The organism is Treponema sp. R6D11 (genome assembly GCF_054786075.1).
Genome location: NZ_BDHD01001237.1, coordinates 1 through 352, shown reverse-complemented (window position 1 = coordinate 352; position 352 = coordinate 1). Strand labels below are relative to the sequence as shown.

Sequence of the window (352 nt, the reverse complement as noted above, 5' to 3'; positions counted from 1 at the left end):
AAAAAGATAAATATACCCGCCGTTTAATGGAACTTAAAAAAGCGACGATACTCCACATACAAAACGGTCTAAATACACAACTTTTAAAGTGTTTGATAAACGCATTTACAGAGATTCCAAGAGAGTGCGATACAATCTTTGAAAACGAAAATGATGATGAAAAAAGATTTGCTTTATCCTACAACGAAATAAATGCGCTTTTTCCCAAAGAATCATAGGGTTCTTACACTGATGTTCTCAGTGTTTTGAATACTGTTCGTTGAACAGTCATAGATAAAAGCCATAGCGGGCTATAAACGCAAAAGGAAAGGTTATGAAATATTCAAAACCGGTATTTGTAGCGCAGAACGGT

Annotated in this window: 1 protein-coding gene; it reads left to right on the top strand. The window is 34.9% G+C overall.

The annotated features are described in order from the left end of the window. Positions 1-218 (top strand): hypothetical protein (locus tag ACYVTD_RS18250; RefSeq protein ID WP_461249018.1); only part of this gene is annotated, 218 nt, incomplete at its 5' end. Positions 219-352 lie beyond the last annotated feature (134 nt).